Source organism: Aporhodopirellula aestuarii, from assembly GCF_023701485.1.
GTDB lineage: Bacteria > Planctomycetota > Planctomycetia > Pirellulales > Pirellulaceae > Rhodopirellula > Rhodopirellula aestuarii.
Genome location: NZ_JAMQBK010000146.1, coordinates 3,335 through 6,064 on the forward strand (window position 1 = coordinate 3,335; position 2,730 = coordinate 6,064).

Genomic DNA, 2,730 nt, shown 5'->3' on the forward strand with positions numbered 1-2,730 from the left:
TTCCTGCATACCTGCTTAGAATGACGCCGCCAGCGATCGAGCCTTTTCGATCGCAGCATCTTCGGTTGCCGAGACTTCATCAGGAGCCGCGAGCGTTGGTTCGATGACGACGGATTGAATATCGGTGAAGCCGACGAATCCCAAAATCATCTCCATGTAGCTCTTCTGGAAATCCATTCCCTTGGTTTCGTCACTGCCGTATGCACCACCTCGAGCATAGACGACGGTGACGGGTTTGCCCGTAACCAATCCGCTGTAGCCTGATTCCGGATCGAAGCTAAACGTTTGACCGGGCTGAGCGATCACGTCGATGTAGTGTTTCAGCTTGTAGGGAATCCCAAAATTCCACATCGGTAAACTGATCACATACTTATCCGCCGACTTGAACTCGTCACAAACATCGACCACGGCCTGCCACGCTTTTTTCTGCGCTTCATCGAAGTCTTTTCCGTGCAGCACTTGGTACTTCGCATCAATCGTGTAGCCGTCGAATTCGGGAAGATCTTTAGCCCACAGATCGATGGTGACAACCTCATCTTCTGGGTGAGCTGATCGGTATCCATCCAAAAATTCATTGGCAACACGAATTGATTTCGATCGGCCCTTACGGGGTGACGATTCAATGTAAAGAAGTTTGGCCATAAGTAGTTCTCCAAAAAAGGACTCATTTAGAAACGTTTGGACGGCTCTCGAGTTAACAAGGCGGATGTTTGGTTCCCCGACGCGGGGACGCGGAAAATGGATTGATTTCAGGCGGAGCGAGGGACCACACGGTAGCCCTCGCTCGGGATTCGGGTTACGAAATCAACAACCTGCCGACCTCGCTGAGCACAGGCTCGCGTGCTGCGAGTCCAATACGGCAAAGCTCCCAGTACTCGAAACAGTGAACCTGCCGTCTATTGTCAGCCAAGGTCAAACAACAACGCATCCGTGTCCTGAGTCGCTTCGACGTGGATCGATATTGCCCGACTGGTTGCCACGGCATCACCGCTAGACAGCTTCGTACCATTGACGATCAGCTGCCCCCGAGCGACTTGCAACCAAGCGTGACGTCCGTGTTCGACGGTGAAATCGCTCACGTTCCCCGCTCGCAAATGCGTCGCATAAATCGTTGCGTCTTGATGAATCGAGACCGATGCGTCAGATCCATCGGGGCCAGCAATCTTTTTCCACTGGTCGATCTTCTGGTCGATTGACACTTTGTTGTCGCTGTAACGTGGATTCACACCCCGCAAGGCCGGTTCGATCCAGATTTGCAGGAAGTGATTTGCGTTCGTCGGCGACGGATTGTATTCGCTGTGTGTGATCCCGGTGCCAGCCGACATCATTTGAATGTCTTCCGGCGTGATAATCGCCCCGCGGCCGGTGCTATCTTTATGCTGCAACGCCCCTTCGAGTACGTAGGAAATGATTTCCATGTCTCGGTGGGGATGCGTCGGAAAACCTCGTCCAGCCGCAATCCGGTCGTCATTGATCACGCGCAGCGAACGGAACCCCATATGGCGCTGATCGTAATAGCCTCCAAACGAAAACGAATGAAAACTCTTCAACCATCCGATATCGGTATGGCCTCGCTCGGCGGCCTGGCGAATCAACATTCCGGTATCGACGGGCTCTTCCGCAACGATGGACTCGGGGTTGGCGGCAACGTGAATCAGGCCGGCTGCGGTTAAAGAAAGCATGTTTCGGCGAGATCGGTTCATTTCATTCTCCTCATGTGCCACGGTCCAAAAACCGCTTGGATATTGATGCGACGAAAAGGAATACCGCGAACGTAACAGCACCTTACAGGTGCTAAAAAAATCAATTGTCGACAATGCCGTCCCGGACTCGTTCGAGGATGGCAATCAACGACTTCAAGTCTTTCTTGGGCACGCTCGAAAGCAAAGCTGAATGCAATTCCAAGACGGGCGCATCGACTGATTTGAGTTGACGCTTGGCCGCAGGCGTCAACTCAATCAGGAACACCCGGCGATCGGTGTCCGATTGCGTTTTCACGATCAATTCGAGACCGAGCAATTGATCCACCACCCGCGTGATCGCGGGAGCCACTTGAATCATCCGGTTGGCAACTTCGAGGCATGGCATCGGCTTGCCTTCCCCCCTGAGGATTCGAAGCACGTTGTATTGAGACCGCGTCAATCCATGGGCACGGAGCAAACGAGCGAACCGATTCTCGATCAAATCGCTCGTTCGCAGAATCGACAGAGCAGCTTCCTGCTCGACCGATTCAAACGGCCCACGCTTCTTCAGTTCATCTTTGAGAGCCATGACGGCAATCCTCCTGTTCACCCCAAATTCTGCCGCCCCATTTACTTTACATGCCATCTATCTACATGTCAAGCGTTTTCATGATCGAATCAGATCGATCCAGCTGCCAACCGCTCATTTTCAATGCCGTTTGCCGACTGAACCCATGTCGACCTCAGCGTTGAATGGATCAGCTATCAACAGCCTTTCGATTTAGAGGATCACTGGGCGTGATATTTTCCCGACGCTCGGTTGCCCTCCTCCGCAACACGGCCCACGTACTTGGCCACAGCATCGACCGGGACCGCCACGAGTCGTCCGTTACCGAACACGATCTCCCGTGGCACCGCACTTTCGGCCCCTTAGCCCCGTTCGGCGTTGGGACGTCGATTTAATTACTGCGGGATTTCAAGAGTCGCAGAACGTGGCAAGCCGTCCGGTAACGCGGGACCGGACGGCTTGCAGGCTGTTGATTTAGTG

General features: G+C 53.5%; 3 protein-coding genes. All 3 read right to left on the reverse strand.

Annotated elements, in window-relative coordinates; translation table 11 throughout:
* Nucleotides 1–15: 15 nt before the first annotated feature.
* On the reverse strand, nucleotides 16–642 hold the full coding sequence (locus NB063_RS31840; RefSeq protein ID WP_250933849.1) for an FMN-dependent NADH-azoreductase: 627 nt from the start codon (nucleotides 640–642) through the stop codon (nucleotides 16–18).
* Nucleotides 643–902: 260 nt separating this feature from the next.
* A complete protein-coding gene (locus NB063_RS31845; RefSeq protein WP_250933851.1) occupies nucleotides 903–1,703 on the reverse strand; it encodes a pirin family protein in 801 nt (266 codons plus the stop codon).
* Nucleotides 1,704–1,803: 100 nt separating this feature from the next.
* Nucleotides 1,804–2,271, reverse strand: coding sequence for a MarR family winged helix-turn-helix transcriptional regulator (locus NB063_RS31850; protein WP_250933853.1), 468 nt, complete (start codon nucleotides 2,269–2,271; stop codon nucleotides 1,804–1,806).
* Nucleotides 2,272–2,730 lie beyond the last annotated feature (459 nt).

Excerpts from the sequence above, each read along its gene's own strand:
- NB063_RS31840 (WP_250933849.1), bottom strand. The coding sequence starts at position 642 with ATGGCCAAACTTCTTTACATTGAATCGTCACCCCGTAAGGGCCGATCG.
- NB063_RS31845 (WP_250933851.1), bottom strand. The coding sequence starts at position 1,703 with ATGAACCGATCTCGCCGAAACATGCTTTCTTTAACCGCAGCCGGCCTG.
- NB063_RS31850 (WP_250933853.1), bottom strand. The coding sequence starts at position 2,271 with ATGGCTCTCAAAGATGAACTGAAGAAGCGTGGGCCGTTTGAATCGGTC.